A 19165-nucleotide genomic window follows, 5' to 3' on the forward strand; every position below is an offset into this window, starting at 1 on the left:
AAGGCGCACCGAAGAGAAGCCCTGAGATGACCTGCCCGCCCCCGCCGCGCCCCGCCCAGCCCGCCAACCTCAGCCGTCAGGAGGCCCTGTGGCGCTCCGAGCACGTGGAGGTGGAGCGGCTCTCGGTCGATATCGACCTCACCAGCGCCCCGGACCGGCAGGCCACGGGCTTCGAGGTGAGCACCGAGCTGGCCCTGCGCACTCCCGGGGCGGTGCGGGGCCTGTGGGTCGACTTCCTGGGCGAGGCGGTCCACTGTCTGGAGGTCGATGGGCAGGAGATCGAGCCCCAGTGGGACGGGGCCCGCATCGCTCTGCCGGCACTGGGCGCCGGCCGGCACCGGGTGCGCGTGCGGGCCCGGGGCCGCTACTCCAACTCCGGGCAGGGCCTGCACCGCTTCCACGACCCGCTCGATGGGGCCACCTACCTCTACACCCACTTCGAGCCCTCCGATGCGCGCCGGGCCTGGCCCTGCATGGACCAGCCCGATCTCAAGGCCGTCTTCCGCCTCAGCGCGGAGCACCCCCGGGACTGGACGGTCCTGTCCAACGGCCGCCCCGGGACGCCGGCCCCCGACAGCGACGGCGGGCGTCCCCGTGGCGCGGCGGGGACGGGCGCCGGGCGCAGCACCCGCACGCTCATGACCCCGACCCGGCCCGTGCCCTCCTATCTCACCGCCCTGGCCGCCGGGCCCTGGCACCGGGTGGAGGGCCGGTGGGACAGCCCCGGGCATCCCGGGCTGAGCGTGCCGCTGTCCTGGTCCTGCCGCGCCAGCCTCGCCCATCACCTCGACGCCGAGGAGCTGATGGGCCTGACCATCAGGGGGCTGGACTTCTACGACCGGGTCTACGGCCAGGCTCCCTACCCCTGGGGCTCCTACGACTCGGTCCTGGTGCCCGAGTACAACCTGGGCGCCATGGAGAACCCCGGGTGCGTGACCTTCAACGAGGAGGCCCACCTCTTCCAGGGTCCGGTCACGCGCGCCCAGCGCGGGGCGCGCGCCAACACCATCCTGCACGAGATGTGCCACATGTGGTTCGGCGACCTGGTGACCCCCCGCTGGTGGGAGGACACCTGGCTCAAGGAGTCCTTCGCCGACCACCAGGGCACCTGGGCCCAGGAGCAGGCCGCCGGCTATGAGGACGCCTGGGCCTCCTTCGCCGCCTCGCGCAAGGCCTGGGCCTACCTCGAGGACTCCCGGCCCGCCACCACCCACCCCATCGTGGCCCGGGTCGAGGATGCCGAGGCCGCCCGCCAGGCCTTCGACGGGATCACCTACGCCAAGGGGGCCTCCGTCCTCAAGCAGCTCGTGGCGCACCTGGGGCAGGAGGCCTTCCTGGCGGCCGCCAACGCCTGGTTCACCGAGCACGCCTTCGCCAACGCCAGCCTCGCCGACCTCCTGCGCTCGCTGTCGACCGCCTCCGGCAGAGACATGGGGGCCTGGGCCGAGGCCTGGCTGCACACCGCCGGCCCCTCGATCCTCGGCGACGAGCTCGTCGTGGAGGACGGGCGCATCACCTCCCTCACCCTCACCCAGGAGGGCATCGACCCCACCACCGGGCAGGCGGTCCTGCGGCCCCACACCCTCGTGGTGGGCCTGTACGCCGAGCGCGGGGGAGAGCTGGTGCGCACCCACAGGCTGCCGGTCGAGTTGAACGGCCCCAGCGCAGTGGTCGACCAGGCGGCCGGCCTGCCGGCCCCCGACATGGTGCTGGTCAACGACGAGGACCTCACCTACGCCGTCGTGCGCCCCGATCCCGGCTCCCTGGAGTGCGCCCTGGAAGGACTCGCACGGCTCAAGGACCCCATGGCGCGCTCGCTGTGGTGGTCGATGCTGCACAACCTCGTGCGCGACGCCCGACTGGCGCCCCAGCGCTTCGTCCGGGCCGTCCTGAGCCAGGCCGACGACGCCACCGGGGACGCCACTCTGGCCACCGTCCTGGCCCAGGCCCTCCAGGCGGCCATGCGCTACACCGATCCGGCCCGGCGCGCGGAGTGCCTGGAGCCGCTCCTGGGGGACCGGGCCTGGGGGCTGCTCCTGGCCAGTGAGCCCGGGAGCGGCGCCCAGCTGGTCAGGGCCCGCGCCTGGCTGCAGGCCGCGGGCCAGGGCCGCGCCGCAGGTGAGGGCGCCTGCCGCCGTGCCTCGGCTCGCATCCGGCGGCTGCTGGAGGGCGGGATCGAGGGGCTGGCGCTCGACGACGACCTGCGCTGGCGCGGCCTCATCGCCCTGGCGCGCCTGGGCGAGGCCACTGACGAGGAGCTCCAGGACCAGTTGCGCCGCGACCCGGGAGCCCGCGGCATCAACCGCCACCTCCAGGCCGCCTCCAGCGCCCCGAGCGCACGGGTCAAGGAGGAGCTCCTCTCCCGACTGCTCCAGGACGCCTCCCTGGGCAATGAGGAGGCCGACGCCCTCATCGCCGCCTTCAGCGTCGATGCCCACCACGATCTGCGGGCCTCCTCCACCCCCGCCTACCTGGAGGGCCTGGAGGGCCTGTGGGCCGGGCGCAGCCAGGAGATCGCCACCCGGCTGGTGCGTGGGCTGTTCCCCGCCTGCGGGGACCAGGCGGACGCCCTGGCGGTGCGCGCCTGGCTCGATGAACGGCCGGGCGCCCCTGCCGCCCTGCGGCGCCTGGTGCTGGCCTGCGCCGATGACCTGGAGCGCGCACTGAGGGCCCGCGTCCGCCAGTAGGAGGGCGGGCCGGCCGGAGACACGTATTCTGTATGTTCTGTAAAAGAATTCAGTGCTTTGCCTGGGAAATCCTCCACTCGAGGAGGCTGGGGGGCGCTCTCCCGCCGTCCGCGGGTATTTCCTGCTTGAACAGGCCGCGCATCAGGTCTCGTCCGGATTGCATTGGGCGGTATGGTGGGTCCTGAGGCGGCGCACCAGGCGCCGCAACGACCAGAGGGGCAGGAATGTCGAGCAGGCCGATCGAACAGGATCCCTCCTCCACTCAGACCTTCGGGGCTGTCGATGCCAGCATGTCGGGCCCCGCGCCGATCGTCGGGCTCAATCAGCAGGACGCCGCGGCCATATCCGCTCTCCCTGCGGGCACCGCGCTGCTGCTGGTGCACCACGGGCCCACCACCGGGGCCCGGTTCCTCCTGGATGCCGCGGAGACGACGGTGGGCCGCCACCCCAGGGCGGATATCTTCCTGGATGATGTCACGGTCTCGCGCAAGCACGCGGTCTTCTCCGCGCTGCCCGAGGGCGGTTACGGGGTGAGGGACTCCGGCTCCCTCAACGGCACCTACGTCAACCGCACCCGGGTGGAGCAGGTGGCGCTGCGCCCGGGCGATGAGGTGCAGATCGGCAAGTACCGGATGACCTACCACCCGGGCCCCCAGCGGGGGACTGCGGCGCAGTGAGCGCGGCCTCCGCGCGCATGAGGCGCGCCGCGGCCGCCGCCCCCGCGCAGGCGGCCGGACCCAGCGGCCCCGGCTCCTGGCCGCGCGGCATCTCCCGCGAGCCGAAGATGAAGATCGGCCAGGTGGTGGACGCCCTCAAGGCGGAGTTCCCCGCGCTGTCGATCTCCAAGGTCCGCTACCTCGAGGGGGAGGGGCTCATCTCCCCCCATCGGGTCGGCAACGGCTACCGGCGCTACTCCCAGGCCGACCTGGAGCGCCTGCGCTACGCCCTGTCGGCCCAGCGCGACGACTACCTGCCGCTGAGCGTCATCCGCCAGCGCCTGGCGCAGCTCGATGCCGATGAGCAGGCCCCCGCGCCCGCCCCGGTCGCCCGCGTGGTGGCCCGCGATGGACGCATCGTCGATGGCGCCCTCATGGACCTGGAGTCGCTGACGGCCCACTGCGGGGCCAGCGAGGCGCAGATCGAGGAGATGGTGGCCATCGGGCTCATCAGCCCCGATGCGCACGGCCGGTACTCCTCGCGCAGCGCGCGCACCGTCCGCCTGGCCCTGGAGGTCAGCCGGCGGGGCCTGCCCGTGCGCAACCTGCGCGCGGTGCGGGCCGCGGCCGAGCGCGAGGCCGATGCCATCGACCAGGCCGTGGCCCCGAGGCGCTCGCGCTCCCGCAGCGCGGGGGAGGACTCGGCCCGGGCGCTGGCCGAGCTCGTGGCGGAGCTGCACTCCGCCCTGCTGCACCGCGCCGTCGAGGCCCTGGACTGACGCGGGCCCGATGCCGGGCCGGCCATCCGGCTGACGCCGTGCTGGCACGAGCGGCCATCCAGAAGCCGAGGTGCGACACGCGGGACGCATGAGACTCCTGTGACAATCGCTGTGACATGCATCATGATCGTCTCCTCGTGCGGCGCCGCAGGATCGGCGTCATGGCGGGCGAAGGGCGGTGCGCCGCCGAAAGCCTCAACCTCACCTTGAGGTTCATCGGCGATTCGTTGCCCGAACGCAGCGCGCCATTCGTTGAGTGCGGGGGCATCTGGTCCTATCGTGGGGGCGTGGTCGACGAACACGGACCACCACCGCCTCAGTCGCGCAGGAGTCGCGACGTTCCCGACCCGACAGGAGCAGGCCAGTGAGCGTGAATGAAGCCAGTGCCGCTGCGGCGCCCCAGCGCGTCCAGGGCATGCTGTTCGGTGACCCGCTCCCGCAGCTCGACGCCGACTCCGGCTATCGCGGCCCGGTGGCCTGCCGCGCCGCGGGCATCACCTACCGCCAACTCGACTACTGGGCCCGCACCGGCCTGGTCGAGCCCTCCATCCGCGGGGCCCGCGGGTCGGGCTCCCAGCGCCTCTACTCCTTCCGGGACATCCTGGTGCTCAAGATCGTCAAGCGCCTCCTGGACACCGGCGTGTCCCTGCAGCAGATCCGCACAGCAGTGGCAGCGCTGCACGCCCGCGGCGTGGAGGACCTGGCCTCCATCACCCTCATGAGCGACGGGGCCTCGGTCTACGAGTGCACCTCGCCCGATGAGGTCATCGATCTGGTCGCCGGAGGGCAGGGCGTCTTCGGCATCGCCGTGGGCCGCGTGTGGCACGAGGTGGAGGGCTCCCTGGCCGAGCTGCCCGTGGAGCACGCCGGCGCCCACGTGGTCGAGGACGAGCTGGCCAAGCGCCGCGCCGCCAAGCGCCAGCAGGTGGGCTGAGCCGAGGCGGTGCAGCCGCATCCGCGCATCCCCTCAGGGCCGGGCAGCATGTGAGACTGCCCGGCCCCTCCCGTCCCGGGACCTCCACCTCCCCGGGACGGGAGGGGCCGAGTCGATCAGGCGGTGCGGTGGCCCAGGACGTACTGGCGGCTGTAGCCGTCGGTCATGTCCGTGATCGTCACTCGCACCAGGCCGGTCTCATCGATGCGGTAGTGCTCCCGGATGCGCGGGCCGCGGTCGCGCCGCTCCACCACCACCTGCTGAAGGTCCTCCACCTCGCGCAGGGACGCCTCCAAGGGGAAGACGATGTCCTGGTAGGGGGCCAGCTCGCCGCGCGGCTCACCGCACTGGTCGACCCCCGCGCACTCCACGTAGCGGAACCAGGCCACGTTGTGGGCCGCGTCGTACTCGCGGGTCAGCACCGTGCCCTCCCGGCCGTCGGGGGAGGCCTGGATCGAGTCCGGGCTCAGGATCGCGTCGAAGATCAGGCGCTGGCCGGCGTCGGCCTCGCGGAAGACGCCGAAGCCGCGCGAGAGCCTGTCGGTCAGGTCGTAGGCGGCGGTGCGGTCCGCGGCGATGGCCAGTCCGATGGCGGTCGAGGCGCCGGGGTAGGGGGAGCGGTGCACCCGGCGCCCGAAGCGCTCGCGCAGCATGCGGGGGACCAGCGGCAGGCCCGAGGCGCCGCCCACCAGGTAGACCCCCGCGATATCGGTGAGGTCCGGGGCGCCGTCGTCGAGCCGTCCCACCAGGGGAGCCATGGTGGTCACGGATCGCTCCACCAGCGGGGTGCAGGCCTCGTAGAGCTCGGCGACGGGCAGGATGATGTCCCGCCCGCGCAGGACCACCACGAGGCGGCGGCTCTGAGGGGTCAGCCGCTCCTTGGCGTCGCGGCACTGCTCGAGCAGCTCGTCGAGCTCGGCGGCCCCCAGGTCCTCCTCGGCGATGCCCGCGCGCTGGAGCACCATCGAGGCCGCCAGCAGGTCGACGTCGTCTCCGCCCAGATCGCCCAGGCCGTGGGAGGCGATGACCTCGTGGGAGGTGCCCACGACATCGACCAGGGAGGTGTCGAAGGTGCCGCCGCCCAGGTCGTAGACCAGCACCCGGGTGCGCCGCGAGGAGACTGTGGCGGCCTTGCGATGGGTGTACTCGAAGCCCGCGGCGCTGGGCTCGTTGAGCATGGCGGCCACGTGGAAGCCCGCGGCCTTGAAGGCCTCCAGGGTCAGCAGGCGCTGGGCGCCGTAGGCGTGGGCCGGGACGGCGACGACCGCGCGGCAGCGCGAGACGTCGATCCGCCCCTCCTCCAGACGGGCGCGCAGGTGGCGCAGGAAGTCGGTGAGCACCTCCAGGACGGTGAAGGTCTCGTCGCCCAGGGTCACCGGCGTGGAGGCGGTGATCGTGGGCGAGGCCAGCAGCCGCTTGAGGCTGCGCAGCAGCGGGGCCCCCTGGCGCGCGGCCCGGCGGGCCTCGAATCCGTGGACGAGGGAGCCCTCGTGCAGGGCCGTCAGGGAGGGGATGAAGTCGTGGTCATCGCCGTTCTCGTCGGTGAAGCCCAGGACCGGGTAGTTGCCGCGATCGGCCCTGGCCACGACGGTGCGGGTCGTCCCCAGGTCGATGCCGATATCGGTGTCAGTGTCTGAATCGCGCGTGCTGCTGAGGAAGGTTCCGCTGTCATCGGCTGCCATGGGCCGACCCTATCGTGCGGATCGCGGCGCTCGTCAGGCATTCGGGCCGCCTGAATCCTCACGTTGTTGTTCAGAATTCTTCCGTGCCACTCGCCTCCCTCGGCCGCCGGAGGCGCGAGGTGCCGGGCCAGGTGACCTGGGGGCGACCGAAAGGTGTCCGGCTGGTGACCGGTCAGTGACATCTTGGAGCCCATTCGCCATGGCGGCCCCGGGCTGGTAACAATGTCGTCGGGTCGCGATCACACGGCCCGGGCCGCCCTGCCTCCCTCGGGGGCCGGTCACCCACACTCCCAACGGGAACGGCATGAGCACCATTCTCTTCATCGTGATCGTCGTCGTTGTGACGGCTCTGGTCTTCGACTTCACCAACGGTTTCCACGACTCGGCCAACGCCATGGCCACCTCCGTGGCGACGGGCGCCTTCACGCCCCGGCGCGCGGTCCTCGTGGCCGCGGTCCTCAACGTCATCGGCGCCTGCCTGTCCACCGAGGTCGCCAAGACCATCTCCCACGGCATGTTCGATGACACCCTCATCCAGGCGGCTCCCGCCATGATCTTCGCCGGTCTGGCGGGGGCCATCCTGTGGAACCTGGTGACCTGGCTCTTCGGCCTGCCCTCCTCCTCGTCCCATGCGCTCTTCGGCGGGCTCATCGGCGCGGTGGTGGTGGCCGCCGGGGTCGAGGGGGTCCACTGGGGCACGGTGGTCTCCAAGATCATCCTGCCGGCCCTCATCGCCCCCTGCGTGGCGGGCCTGGCGGCGGCGGTGGCCACCATCCTGTCCTACCGGATCGCCCGGCCCTCGGACCGCTACTCCCAGTCCATCTTCCGCAACGGCCAGCGCATCTCCGCCTCCATGGTGGCCCTGGCCCACGGCACCTCCGACGGGCAGAAGACCATGGGCGTCATCACCCTGGCCCTGGTGGCGGGCGGCTACCAGGAGCCGGGCACCAACCCCCACTGGTGGGTCATCGGCTCGGCAGGCCTGGCCATCGGCCTGGGCACCTACTCCGGGGGCTGGCGCATCATGCGCACCATGGGCAAGGGCCTGGTCCATATCGACTCCCCGCAGGGCTTCGCCGCCGAGACCTCCTCCACCGTGGCGATCCTGGCCTCCTCCCACCTGGGCTTCGCGCTGTCCACCACCCACATCTGCACCGGCTCGATCCTGGGCTCGGGCATCGGCCGGGGCACGAAGGTCTCGTGGAGCACCGCGGGCAAGATGGGCCTGGCCTGGCTCATCACCCTGCCCTGCGCGGGCCTGGTGGGGGCCCTGACCTCCTTCATCGCCGTGCGCGGCGGCGTGGCCGGAACGATCCTGGTCATCGTCATGCTCATCCTCGGCGCGCTGGCCATCATCAGGCAGGCCAACCAGCACCGGGTGGACTTCTCCAATGTCAACGACTCCAATGAGGTCGTCGTCCTCAAGCGCAACGAGATGGGGCCGGGCGCGGGCATGGAGAGCCTGGGCGGGGCCGCCGCGGCGCCAGCCGTGACGGCGCAGGAGCACAGCAAGGAGAGCGTGGCATGAGCATCGACTGGACCTCCCTGGGCCTGGTGACGGTGGTGACGGTCCTGGGCACGGCATTCATCATCGCCATCACCTCACTGGCGGCGCGCATGCTCGACGAGGTCCACATCAAGCGCGCCACCCACGAGGTCAAGGGGCTGCACGCCGCGGAGGTCGCGGCGGGCTTCTTCCTCCTGCTGGCGGGCCTCATCGTCCTGTACGGCCTGTGGCTCATCATTCCCTACTTCCACTGAGGCCGCCGCGACCGATCGGGCCAATCGCCGGATCCGGGCGGGGCCGCGCTGCTAGTCTCCGCTCGTGACTGAGGATCTCAAAGCCCTGGCCCTCGATGCGATCGCCTCCTCTCAGGCGGCTGACGACCCCGACTACCCCCGCTTCCACGCCGTCCCCCCCGTGGGGCGCCTCAACGACCCCAACGGCCTGCTGGTCGATGGGGGCGCCTACCACGTCTTCTACCAGTTCAGCCCCTTCCACCCCCAGCGCAGGCTCGTCTACTGGGGGCATGCGAGCTCCACGGACCTGGCCCACTGGGAGCACCACGACCCGGCCATCATCCCCGACTCCGCCTACGACGCCTCCGGGGCCTACTCCGGCAACGCCATCGTGCTGGAGGGCGAGGAGCTCGGCGGCGCCCCGGCAGCAGCCCCCTACCAGCTGTTCTACACCGGCAATCTCAAGGACGGGCGCACCGGTGAGCGCACCGCCAGCCAGTGCCTGGTCACCAGCGCCGACCTGAGCGGCTTCGAGAAGTGGCCCGGCAACCCCCTCATCCCCACGCATGCCCAGGGCTACACCGCCCACTACCGCGATCCCCAGGTCTTCCGCGACCCGCGGCGGCCGGGCCACTACCTCATGGCCGTGGGGGCCCAGCGCCAGGACGGGACCGGCGCCGCCGTGCTCTACCGCTCCACCGATCTGCTGTCATGGGAGCTGGAGGGCGAGCTGTCCTTCCCCCAGGCCGAGGGCGCCTTCGACGCCTTCGGCTACATGTGGGAGTGCCCGGGGCTCGTCCGATTGGAGGATGAGGAGACCGGCGAGTGGTGGGACGTGCTCATCTGGTGCCCGCAGGGCATCGCCCCCCAGCGCGAGGGCTTCGAGAACATCTTCCCCTGCGTCTACACCCTGGGGCGCCTGGTCGGCACCGAGCTGCGCGAGTGCCGCGGCGAGTTCCACGAGGTCGACCGGGGCTTCGAGTTCTACGCCCCGCAGGTCTTCGCCCGCCGCCCCAGCGAGCCGGGGCCGGTGCTGCTGACCGGCTGGGCGGGCAACGCCTCCCAGGACGACCAGCCCTCCATCGAGCCCGACGGCGGGAGCGGGGGCTGGGTGCACGCCCTGACCGTCCCGCGGGTGCTGAGCCTTCGCGGCGGGCGGCTCATCCAGCGCCCCGCCCTGGCCCTGCCCGCGGATGCCGCCCGCCCGGCGCTCGTGGAGCGGCCCCTGGAGGCCGGCTCGCACCCGGTGGTGGAGCTGGATGGGGAGCGCGGCTGGCAGCTCATGCTCCAGGCCGAGCCGGGCAACCAGGTCCCCTGGGGCGTGCGCATCGGATCGTCCCAGTGCCACATCGATATCACCCTGGACGGCTCCCGCCTGCACGTATGCCGCGCGACCTCGCGCTACACCCAGCACGGCGCTCAGCGCACCGTCACCCTCCCGCCTGGCTGCGCCCCGCGCCTGGAGATCCTGCACGACCGCTCGATCACCGAGATCTTCGTCGGCGACGGCGACCTGGCCTTCACCCTGCGCAGCTTCATCGACGAGTCGGCCGGGGCCTCAGTGCTGGTGGGGGAGCGCGGCGAGCGGGCCGGCCAGGGGCCCGGGCTCAGGCTCACGGGCGGTGCGGTGCTCGTGCGCCCCTGACGGCTGGGCCCTCCACGGGCGCCAGCACCGGGGGCGGCCCCGGCCGGGGCACCCGCGATCACTCATCAATCCGTCCCGATCGGTTGCGGGCGGAGGAGCGCAGCGGTAGTGTGATTATCGATTGACATAGATGCGGCCGCCGGGAGCCGTTGAGGATCTCGACCTCGGGCTCTCCCAAGCCTCCCCATGCATGCGGCCGCATCAAGGAGAAAGGATCCCCGGGTGGCCATGGATCACGCCCGCGTGGCGAAAGATGTCCTCACCTACGTCGGCGGTGCCGACAACATCAATGCAGCGGCGCACTGCGCGACTCGCCTGCGCCTCGTCCTGGCCGACCTGGACAAGGTCGACCAGAAGGCCCTGGACAAGGATCCCGACCTCAAGGGAACCTTCCTCGCCGGCGGCATGTTCCAGATCATCGTCGGCCCCGGGGACGTGGACCACGTCTTCGCCGAGATGATCAGCACCGGGGGCGTCAAGGAGGTCTCCAAGGACGAGGCCAAGCAGGTCGCCGCCAAGAGCGGCAATCCCGTCTCCCGCTTCATCAAGGTCATCGCCGATATCTTCGTGCCGATCCTGCCGGCCCTCATCGCCGGCGGTCTGATGATGGCGATCAACAACGTCCTGACCGCCGAGGGGCTCTTCGGGGATCAGGCGCTGGTGGCCCGGTGGGCCTGGCTGACGGACTACGCCAACCTCATCAACCTCATCTCCTCGGCGGCCTTCGCCTTCCTGCCGGTCCTGGTCGGCTTCTCCGCGGCCAAGCGCTTCGGGGGCAATGTCTACCTCGGTGCCGCCATGGGCGCGGCCATGGTCTCCACCGAGCTGACCAATGCCTACACCATCGAGCAGGCCAGGGCGGAGGGCACGATCGAGGTCTGGCACCTGTTCGGCCTGAGCGTCGACAAGATCGGGTACCAGGCCATGGTCATCCCGGTCATCTGCGTGGCCTGGATCATGTCGGCCATTGAGAAGCGGCTGCACAAGAAGCTCTCGGGCACCACCGACTTCCTGCTGACCCCGCTCATCACCCTCCTGCTCACGGGCTTCCTCACCTTCGTCGTCGTCGGCCCGATCACCCGCGAGCTGTCCAACTGGATCACCGAGGGCCTGGCCTGGACCTACAACACCCTCGGCCCGGTCGGCGGGGCCCTGTTCGGCCTGGTCTACTCCCCGATCGTGGTCACCGGCCTGCACCAGTCCTTCCCCGCCGTCGAGCTTCCGCTCATCGACCAGATGCGCAACGGCGGTCCGGGCTCCTTCATCTTCCCCATCGCCTCCATGGCCAACGTGGCCCAGGGCGCGGTGGCCCTGGCGATCTTCTTCAACACCCGCGATGCCAAGATGAAGGCGCTGGCCGGCGCCGGTGGGGCCTCGGCCGTCTTCGGCATCACCGAGCCCGCCATCTTCGGCGTCAACCTGCGCCTGCGCTGGCCCTTCTTCATCGGCATGGGGGCCGCCTCCATCGGCGGCGCCCTCGTGGCCCTGCTGGACGTGCACTCCCAGGCGCTGGGGGCTGCCGGCCTGGTCGGCTTCGTCTCCATCGTCCCGGAGGACATCCCCACCTACCTCATCCTGGAGCTGCTGACCTTCCTCCTCGCCTTCAGCGCCTGCTTCGCCTACGCCCGCTCGGCCAAGGGCCGTGCCTCCCTGGCCGGCGGTGAGGCCGATGACGACGACGAGGCCGCCCTGGAGGCCGAGGCCATGGTCGAGCACGCCGAGGCCGTCGAGCTGCCCGCCGAGGCGGCCCGGGACTTCACCATCACCTCCCCGATCCAGGGCCGGGCCATCGCCCTGTCCGAGGTCGAGGACCAGACCTTCTCCTCGGGGATGCTCGGCCCGGGCATGGCCGTGGTGCCCTCCGAGGGCCCGGTGGTCTCACCCGTGGACGGCGAGGTCCTCGTGGCCTTCCCCACCGGTCACGCCTATGGCCTGCGCGCCGCCAGCGGTGTCGAGCTGCTCATCCACGTGGGCATGGACACCGTCGAGCTCGACGGCAAGCACTTCAGCCCCAAGGTCAAGGCGGGCGACAAGGTGCTGCGCGGCATGCCGCTGGTGGAGGTCGACTGGGCGGCCGTGGGCGCTGCGGGCTACCAGACCGTCACCCCGATCGTGGTGTCCAACGCCGCCGCCTACGAGGGCGTCGAGGAGAGGGGATCGGGCACCATCCACCGGGGCGATGCGCTCTACGCCGTCGTGCCCGGCTCCCCCCAGGGCGGTGATGGCGACCAGGCGCCCGCCGAGGCGCAGGACAGCGCCGTCTGACACGCGAGCGGCCGGGCCGGCGCGAGACGACCGGCGGTCCGGCAGGGCACTGGGCCGGCGCCCTCCATGGGTGCCGGCCCAGTGCTGCGATGAGGCGGTGCGGGCCCGCTCGGGCTCAGGTGGTCCGGCCCTCGAAGAGCTCGACGCCCAGGGGCGGGGGAGTGGCCGAGACGCGTCCGGCCTGCCTGGAGGCGCCGGAATGGATCTGCTCCAGCAGGATCGCGACGGCGTCATGCGCCAGCTCCCGGATCGGCTGGCGGATGGTGCTCAGCCCCGGCAGGGCCCGGTGGACTGCTGCCGTCCCATCGAAGCCGATGACCTTGAAGTCCTCGGGCACGCCCAGGCCGCGGGCGCGGGCCCACTCCAGGACGGCGGCGGCGGACAGGTCGTCAGTGGCGAAGACCGAGTCCACGGACTGCGGCATCGCGTTGAGCCGCTTGGCGATGAGCTCGGGGCGCAGGTGCTCGGGGGTGTGGAAGTCGACGGTGAGGACGACCGGTGCGATGCCCGCCTCGGCCAGGACGGTGCGGTAGCCCGCCTCGCGCAGATTGTGGGTGCCGGCGCGCGAGGTCAGCAGCGCCGGGTGGCGGGAGCCGCGATCCAGCAGGTGCCGGGTGGCCAGGCGCCCGCCCCTCTCGTTGTCGCAGCGGACATTGGGGATGGTGTGGGACAGATCGCGGTCCACCGTGACCAGGGGCAGGCGCACCGTGGAGTACTCGGCGATGCTGTCGTTGTGGGCGCCGGAGATGATGCCATCGACCCTGTGGGAGACCAGCAGGTCGAGGTAGTCCCGCTCCCGGTCCGCCTTGCCCATGGAGTTGCATATCAGGATGCGGTAGCCGTGCTCGGCCAGAGCATCCTCCACATTCTCGGCGAGCTCGCCGAAGAAGGGCAGGGCGACGGTGGGGACGATGAGGCCGATGGAGTGCGTGGATTTGCCATGGAGGGCGCGGGCAACCTGATTGGGCCGGTAGTTGAGCTCGGCGATGGCCTGCGCGACCCGGCGCCGGGTCTCCTGTGACAGGTAGCCGCGGTCGTTGAGGACACGGGAGACCGTGGTCACGGAGACTCCGGCGACTCTGGCCACATCGGCCAGGGTCGGTTCATGCGGTAAGGGCACGGGGGCTCCTCGGAGTGTCTGGTCGTGTCCCCTGAAGCATAGGCCGCACAGCGCTCAATACCCAACTGACCTGCATGAACGCGCCTTTTGTCAGTCCTGGGGGAGGAGGTCGGCGTACACCGGGAGCATGCTGCGGGCCATGGCCGCATGCCCCTGGTCATTGGGGTGGATGGCATCGAGGCAGAGCTTGTCCTCATCACCGCCGATGGCCATGATGAGGGCGTCGGTGGAGGCCAGGCCCATGGCGGTGGCGTGCTCGTGGATCATGCGCCGGATGGCCTGGAACCGGGGGCCGGCGGTGATGGTGGGGAAGTAGGGGGCGATGACCACCTGCGTGCCGGGCAGTCGACTGGACAGGAAGTCCAGGTCATGAGCGATGGCCTGCTCCACCAGCTCGCCCTGGGAGGGCAGGAAGGCGGCGTCGTTGAGGCCCAGGCCCACGGTGACCAGATCCGGCTCGGTGCGCAGGACGGCCTCGAGCCAGGCGGTGTCCCGGCACGAGGGGGCTCGGCCGCCTCCCGGGAGGCGGCCGCCCCTGCGGGCGAAGTAGCCCAGCCCGTCGACCGCGAGGTTGACCTCCCGCCAGCGATTGTGCTCGCAGACCAGGGAGGTCCACCGCTGACGCGGGTGGCTCACGGAGCGCCATCCCGTGGTCGAGGAGTCGCCCAGGAAGACCGCGGTCAGCGGATCGGCCGAGTGCGGGATGGAGGGCATGAGGCCCACCCTAGTCCTGAGGCGCGCCGCGGAGGTGGGCTCCCAGCGGCACCCTTGACCTGGATGTGTCCAGTATGTTACACTCGGCGCCACAACCGTATAGGGATGACTAGGATAGTTATTGCCCAGGCAAGCTTGACCTGTTATCCGCATCACCGTCCTTCATGGGCGCGATGTGGGTAGCAGGTCTTTCTCATGATCGAGGAGCAGGCGGTGCGATATCGCAAGCGGCTGAACAACAATGTCGTGGTCGCTGTTGACGAGCAGGGGGAGGAGCATGTCCTGTTCGGGCGCGGCCTCGGCTTCGAGCTCACCGTCGACGGTGCTGTCGACATGCAGCGAGTCGAGCGCGTCTATGTGCTCAAGGAGGGCTCGATCCCGCCTCTTCCCGGCTGGTCGGGGGCTCCCGCCCCGGCGGAGTACCTGGAGATCGCCGAGCAGATATTCGCTGACGCGCGGGAGGCCATCCCGGTGGACATCAGCGCGAGTATCATCGCGCCGCTCGCCGACCACATCAGCATTGCGGTGCACAAGGAGCGGCAGGGGTTCGGGATCAAGAACATGATGCTCCAGGAGGTGCAGCGCTTCTACCGGGATGAGTTCCTCGTGGGAAGGCGCGCCGTCGAGCTGGTGAACAACCGCTTCGAGGTCGGCCTGGACGATGGAGCGGCGGCGCAAGCGCTCCTTCCACTGGTACAGCGAGCTCATCGCATCCAACGGGGCGGATCTGGGAGCCTGACCCGGCGGCAGCGCTGCTGGTTGCCCGGCGGGTGATGGCGCGGGCCCGCGGGGGCCCGCGCCATCACCCGTCCTGGGCGGTCGAGGCCGGCTCGTGATCCGCGCGGTGGGAGGCGGACTCGCGGAGCTCGCCGTCGTGCATGACCAGGACCGTGTCACACACGGGCAGGAGCCGCTCGTCGTGGGTGACCATGACCGTGGCCTTGCCCTGCTCATGGGTCTGCTCGGCCAGCAGGCGCGCCACCTCCTGGGCGCGGGCGCTGTCCAGGGAGGCGGTCGGCTCATCGGCCAGGATGATGTCCGGGTCGTGGTAGAGGGCCACTGCGATGGCCGCGCGCTGGCGCTCGCCCCCGGACAGCCCCTCCGGGTAGGAGCGCGTGCGGTGGCCCAGGTCCAGTGCCTCGAGGAGGTGATCACGGCGGGCCTTGTCGCCCCGGCGCCTGACCACCCTGTCGTAGAGCGCGAACTGGTCCAGCAGCGTCAGGAAGGGCACGAGCCCGGAGGCCTGCAGGACGAAGCCCAGGTGCTTGCGGCGCAGGCGCGCACGCGCGCGCTCCGGCAGCTCGGAGAAGGGCTCGCCCCCGATGGTGACCGTTCCCGTGGAGGGGGTGCGCAGGCCGCCCATGATGGTCAGCAGTGTCGACTTCCCCGAGCCCGAGGGACCGAGGATGCCCACGAGCTGTCCGGCGGCGAGCTCCAGATCGGTACTGCGCAGGGCATGGATCGTCTCCCCGCCCACCTGGTAGTCCCGGGAGACCCCGTTGAGGGCCAGGGCGGACGTCTGGCTGGTCATGCGATCGCCTCCACGGGGTCGATCCGCGTCACGACGCGCACCGAGATCAGGCCTCCGATGACTGAGACCACGATGAAGGCGGCAGTGATCGCCGCATCCAACTGGGGGGAGAAGCGGAAGGGCACGGCAGTGGGAAGGACCAGGGAGGTCAGATGGGTCGCCGCCATGCCGACGGCGACCCCGGTCGAGGCCAGAATCGTGGTCTGGGCGCCTCCCGAGTGGATGAGATAGGCCGTGGGCACTCCACGGGCCTTGAGGATGCCCAGGACCGGGCGCTTCTGCAGGGTGAGCACGTAGAGGAAGATCCCCAGCACGAGCGAGGCGATGAGGACCAGCGAGCCGATCATGAGGCTGAAGGTCAGCACCTGGGCCGAGTAGCCGGGCAGGGTCCTGATGAACTCCTCGGTGCTGAGCAGCTGCAGCTCGGCCCGGGTGGCGCCCTCCGCGGTGGACGTGCTCCCGGACAGGTCGGCATCGACCACGACGGCCGAGACCGCGGGGGACAGGCTGCTGGGCGCATGGCTCTGCAGCGCCTGGGCATCGACGGTGATGACGGGGGCGGCCTGGAAGGTGGTGTCATGAGTCAGCCCGGCGATCGTCCACTCGTGGTCCGATCCCAGCAGGGTCACCGTGTCGCCCACGGCCAGGCCCTCCGCGGTGAGGGTGTCGTCGACCAGGATCTCCCGCGCGGGGTCGGAGATCGGCGAGCCCGAGGTCACGGTGGGGGCCAGGCCGCCGGCCGGGTCGATGCCGAAGGCGAAGACATCGACGCGCAGTGGATCGCCGGCCTCATCGCGCAGGTCGGAGGCCTGCGCCACGGCTGCCACCGAGATGAGGGGATCGGCCGAGGCCCCGGCCCGCTCCGCCAGGCCCTGGGCGGCTGAGACCTGCTCCGGGGTGAGCCTTGAGGCCGAGATGCTCTCGTTGGAGGCGTCGGTCAGGATGATGCTTCCCGCGTCCCAGCCGTCGATGGCCGCCCGATAGGACTGTGCCAGGCCTGAGGCGAGGGAGGCCAGGAAGAAGGTCAGATAGGCCACGAGTGCGATGACCGCGACGATGAGCCCGAAGCGCATCGGCTCATGTCGGATCTCGCGCAGAGCCAGGAACATAGGCGGTTACTCCTCGAGTGGGCGCTGCTGGTGGCCCGCATCCCCGGGAACACCGCTGCTGCGAGCATACATGGTGGGCCTGCGCTCGACGGGGAGGGCGGCCGATCAGCGGGTGAGCACGGCCCTGCCTCTGGAATGACATAATGTGCATTATCGGATCGCGGTGAGGCGCGGTGCGCCGTGGGAGCGGCGCCGCTGCCTACGTGCGGGGTGCTGGAGGCGGGTCTGAGCGCAGGCGCCCGTAGGTCAGGACGTCGATGCGCTGGCCGCCGATGAGGAACTTGCCGCGCTCCAGGCCCTCCTGGATGAAGCCGGCGGCGCGCGCCACGGCTGCGGAGGCCGGGTTGTTGGCCCGGTGGCCGAGCTCCAGGCGCTCCAGGCCGCCTCCTGCCGGGTCGAGCGCCCAGGCGGCGACGGCGGCCGCGGCGCGGCCGGTCAGGCCCTGGCCCCGGTGCTCGGCGTGCATCCAGTACCAGAACCAGCCGGTGAGGTTGGCCTGGTCGATGCTCAGGCCGATGAGGCCGATGAGCCGGTCGTCATCATCGGTGACGGCCCAGGCCTGCTGCGCCTGCGGATCCTCCAGGAGGCGTGTGACATAAGTGCGGGCCTCCTCGATCGTGCGCACCGTCCCCTGGCGGGACATCTCGGCATCAGACCTGAAGGCTTCAAGGACCGCCGGGCCGTCCGATACCCGCAGGCGCCTCAATGGCGTGGCCCCCGGCGCCTCGAGGAACTCGTCGTCGGGCCTGCTGCTCAACGCGCCTCCCTCCATCATGATCCATTCGTTCATCATCGGTCCGCCCGCGGGCCCTCCTGCCACTGCCGCAGTAACGCGGCGGTGCGCTCCACGTCCCACTCCCCCGTGGCCACGGCGATGACGAGCTCGTAGGCCTCATCGTCGGGAGCATCGATCCGTCGGCCGTTGATGTCGAGGAATACGAGGGTCGCCAACCACCCGAGGCGCTTGTTCCCGTCAACCAGGGAATGATTGCGAACCAGTGATTCGAGCAGAGCGGCCGCCTTGTCCTCAAGCCCGGGATAGGAACTCCGTCATCTCCCCAGCCGGTCGAGGAGGTCGGCATACCGGACACGAACACGGGCGGAGGACTCGCTGACCGTACTCTCGTGGCCACGACGCTCTGCCGCCTCGCGGATGGCGCGAACTGTCGCCTCCTGACGACTGATGCCCTGCGTGTCGGCGAGGAGCGTCAGGATCCGCTCATCATCCTCGGTCAGTCGAAGTGTCATCGCCATGCCCCGAACAATACTTCATATGATGCCAAGGTGGTATCACGGGCGCGTCGTCGTGGTCATCGAGCACCACCAGGCGGTCATATCTTACGTGGATGGGATCATCGACCTGGGCCCGGGCTCCGGCACTCCCGCCGATCTTGTGGCCGAGGGCTCCACTCTCACCGGCCGGCGCTTGGCGGCCTACCTGACCGGCTGATCCTTGGCAGGTGGGCGTGCGGGCCGTAGCGGCATCCGGCAAAGTAATTATTTTTCTTCCTCACGATGAGAGCCGCACTAGTCTCTACTACAACATTTGTGTCGAAGACAATCCTGAGGACAGGTCATTATCGCGCGTATCCTCGATACTCCACTCCGGTATGGGGAACTCGGTTTCACTGAGCCCGCCACAAGGGCAACTGGCATGGAGAAACCATGCAAATGTTCTTGTCTGGCAGACTAATGAAGTTATCTAGAGTTCTATGAGTCTCGGTTTCGAGTGAGAATGTTATTCATGTGGGTTGCAGAATGTTCTGTAGAGCTCGAGTTCGATGGTTATGGTGATGTCGAAGAGCTTTTCAGGCGGTGGCGGTAATCGGAGACGGACTGCTTGGTGTTTTGTGAGCGGGTCAATTTCCTGGCTTCAGGCTATTTGCGTGGTGTTGTCAAGCGCTTTTTCAGCTTCGGTTGGCGTGTGACACCCAGGAATTAAGCGAAGGTGTTTGCGATTGCGTTCCTACTCAATCCAAGAGGAACTATCTCGGATAGACTTGGCTTGGTTGGGATAGAACATTTGATAGATCCTCTCGTTCTTGAGCGCGGCAATGAAGGACTCCACCCAGGCATTGAAGGTTATTCAGGGGCGCGTTCTGGGAATGTTGGGTTCGGTGTGCCGGGTGGGTGACGGCTCGTTGATCTGAGAGAATCGGATTGCTAAAGACAATCTGGCTCTTCGTGTTTGAGGGTGTGGTAGGTGGGGCTTATCGGCGCTTTTAGGTGGTTGCGAGGTGGTCCTTGAGTCGTCCGGCGTGGATGAGGCTGCGGGTGGTGTAGTTGGTGAGGTTGCGGAATCC

The 19165-nt window shown here is 70.0% G+C and carries 17 protein-coding genes and 1 pseudogene; 10 read left to right on the forward strand and 8 right to left on the reverse strand.

The genetic code is table 11. The annotated features are described in order from the left end of the window. Positions 1-26 precede the first annotated feature (26 nt). The 4 genes from pepN (at position 27) to J5X07_RS06520 (ending at position 5056) form a co-directional block, all read left to right on the forward strand. Positions 27-2687: an aminopeptidase N gene (pepN, locus tag J5X07_RS06505; protein WP_208479060.1), complete on the forward strand. Its 2661-nt coding sequence runs from the start codon at positions 27-29 to the stop codon at positions 2685-2687. Positions 2688-2911: 224 nt separating this feature from the next. Beyond that, complete coding sequence (locus tag J5X07_RS06510; protein WP_124934358.1) at positions 2912-3364, forward strand: FHA domain-containing protein; 453 nt, start codon at positions 2912-2914, stop codon at positions 3362-3364. Continuing rightward, the gene (gene ftsR, locus J5X07_RS06515; RefSeq protein WP_424924091.1) at positions 3361-4122 is read left to right on the forward strand and encodes a transcriptional regulator FtsR; all 762 of its coding nucleotides are present in this window, start codon (positions 3361-3363) and stop codon (positions 4120-4122) included. The genes J5X07_RS06510 and ftsR overlap by 4 nt, the downstream gene beginning before the upstream one ends. Before the next feature lie 415 nt (positions 4123-4537). Further along, positions 4538-5056 carry a MerR family transcriptional regulator gene (locus J5X07_RS06520; protein ID WP_124934381.1) on the forward strand — a complete coding sequence of 173 codons (519 nt, stop codon included), beginning with the start codon at positions 4538-4540 and terminating at the stop codon, positions 5054-5056. Positions 5057-5172: 116 nt separating this feature from the next. Here J5X07_RS06520 and J5X07_RS06525 read toward each other — a convergent pair whose 3' ends face one another. After that, positions 5173-6738, reverse strand: a complete 1566-nt coding sequence (locus J5X07_RS06525; RefSeq protein ID WP_208479061.1) for an Hsp70 family protein — start codon at positions 6736-6738, stop codon at positions 5173-5175. Between the two features lie 304 nt (positions 6739-7042). On the opposite strand from J5X07_RS06525, the gene J5X07_RS06530 reads away from it, so the two are divergent. The 4 genes from J5X07_RS06530 (at position 7043) to J5X07_RS06545 (ending at position 12388) form a co-directional block, all read left to right on the forward strand. After that, positions 7043-8266 (forward strand): inorganic phosphate transporter, encoded by a 1224-nt coding sequence (locus tag J5X07_RS06530; RefSeq protein ID WP_124934356.1) that lies wholly within the window; start codon positions 7043-7045, stop codon positions 8264-8266. Next, positions 8263-8499 carry a hypothetical protein gene (locus J5X07_RS06535; RefSeq protein ID WP_124934355.1) on the forward strand — a complete coding sequence of 79 codons (237 nt, stop codon included), beginning with the start codon at positions 8263-8265 and terminating at the stop codon, positions 8497-8499. The genes J5X07_RS06530 and J5X07_RS06535 overlap by 4 nt, the downstream gene beginning before the upstream one ends. Before the next feature lie 64 nt (positions 8500-8563). Continuing rightward, positions 8564-10123, forward strand: a complete 1560-nt coding sequence (locus J5X07_RS06540) for a glycoside hydrolase family 32 protein (protein WP_208479062.1) — start codon at positions 8564-8566, stop codon at positions 10121-10123. A 228-nt stretch (positions 10124-10351) separates the two neighbouring features. Then, on the forward strand, positions 10352-12388 hold the full coding sequence (locus J5X07_RS06545; protein ID WP_185732081.1) for a sucrose-specific PTS transporter subunit IIBC: 2037 nt from the start codon (positions 10352-10354) through the stop codon (positions 12386-12388). A gap of 115 nt (positions 12389-12503) precedes the next feature. Here the strand turns inward: J5X07_RS06545 and J5X07_RS06550 are convergent, their stop codons facing one another. Continuing rightward, a complete protein-coding gene (locus tag J5X07_RS06550; protein ID WP_208479063.1) occupies positions 12504-13508 on the reverse strand; it encodes a LacI family DNA-binding transcriptional regulator in 1005 nt (334 codons plus the stop codon). Positions 13509-13598: 90 nt separating this feature from the next. Next, positions 13599-14222, reverse strand: coding sequence for an SGNH/GDSL hydrolase family protein (locus J5X07_RS06555; protein WP_208479064.1), 624 nt, complete (start codon positions 14220-14222; stop codon positions 13599-13601). 195 nt (positions 14223-14417) lie between these two features. On the opposite strand from J5X07_RS06555, the gene J5X07_RS06560 reads away from it, so the two are divergent. Continuing rightward, on the forward strand, positions 14418-14996 hold the full coding sequence (locus tag J5X07_RS06560) for a CAT RNA binding domain-containing protein (RefSeq protein WP_208479065.1): 579 nt from the start codon (positions 14418-14420) through the stop codon (positions 14994-14996). Positions 14997-15024: 28 nt separating this feature from the next. Here the strand turns inward: J5X07_RS06560 and J5X07_RS06565 are convergent, their stop codons facing one another. From J5X07_RS06565 to J5X07_RS06585, 5 genes and pseudogenes are all read right to left on the reverse strand, one after another. Beyond that, positions 15025-15753, reverse strand: a complete 729-nt coding sequence (locus tag J5X07_RS06565) for an ABC transporter ATP-binding protein (protein WP_208479066.1) — start codon at positions 15751-15753, stop codon at positions 15025-15027. Next, positions 15750-16862, reverse strand: coding sequence for an ABC transporter permease (locus tag J5X07_RS06570; protein ID WP_124934347.1), 1113 nt, complete (start codon positions 16860-16862; stop codon positions 15750-15752). Before J5X07_RS06570 ends, J5X07_RS06565 begins: the two co-directional genes overlap by 4 nt. Before the next feature lie 199 nt (positions 16863-17061). Further along, positions 17062-17619, reverse strand: a complete 558-nt coding sequence (locus J5X07_RS06575) for a GNAT family N-acetyltransferase (RefSeq protein ID WP_243896537.1) — start codon at positions 17617-17619, stop codon at positions 17062-17064. A 32-nt stretch (positions 17620-17651) separates the two neighbouring features. Beyond that, positions 17652-17891 (reverse strand): annotated as a pseudogene (locus J5X07_RS06580) (type II toxin-antitoxin system death-on-curing family toxin); the annotation flags it as partial. A gap of 21 nt (positions 17892-17912) precedes the next feature. Further along, complete coding sequence (locus J5X07_RS06585) at positions 17913-18116, reverse strand: CopG family transcriptional regulator (RefSeq protein ID WP_124934345.1); 204 nt, start codon at positions 18114-18116, stop codon at positions 17913-17915. 22 nt (positions 18117-18138) lie between these two features. On the opposite strand from J5X07_RS06585, the gene J5X07_RS06590 reads away from it, so the two are divergent. Further along, a complete protein-coding gene (locus tag J5X07_RS06590; RefSeq protein WP_208479067.1) occupies positions 18139-18312 on the forward strand; it encodes a hypothetical protein in 174 nt (57 codons plus the stop codon). Positions 18313-19165: the final 853 nt, after the last annotated feature.

This window comes from Actinomyces bowdenii (assembly GCF_017592395.1).
GTDB lineage: Bacteria > Actinomycetota > Actinomycetes > Actinomycetales > Actinomycetaceae > Actinomyces > Actinomyces bowdenii.